Here is a 255-nt window from a genome sequence, read left to right on the forward strand (position 1 = left end):
ATACGGGGTTGTGGGATCTCTCTTTCATGGTCTGCCGGCCGTGAGACGAGTCAGAAACCGTTGATGTAGGCGAAGGACATGCGAAAGGTCCGGCGTAGAGGGTAAGACCCCCGTAGTCGAAACGTCAGCGGCTCGTTTGAGAGACACCCAAGTAGCACGGGGCCCGAGAAATCCCGTGTGAATCTGGCGGGACCACCCGCTAAGCCTAAATATTCCCTGGTGACCGATAGCGGATAGTACCGTGAGGGAATGGTG

The 255-nt window shown here is 56.9% G+C and carries 1 rRNA gene; it reads left to right on the top strand.

The window, feature by feature from the left end:
• A 23S ribosomal RNA gene (locus K4B79_RS47610) occupies positions 1-255 on the top strand; the annotation flags it as partial.

The sequence above is a fragment of the Streptomyces lincolnensis genome (genome assembly GCF_021173675.1).
GTDB classification, from domain to species: Bacteria; Actinomycetota; Actinomycetes; order Streptomycetales; family Streptomycetaceae; genus Streptomyces; species Streptomyces lincolnensis_B.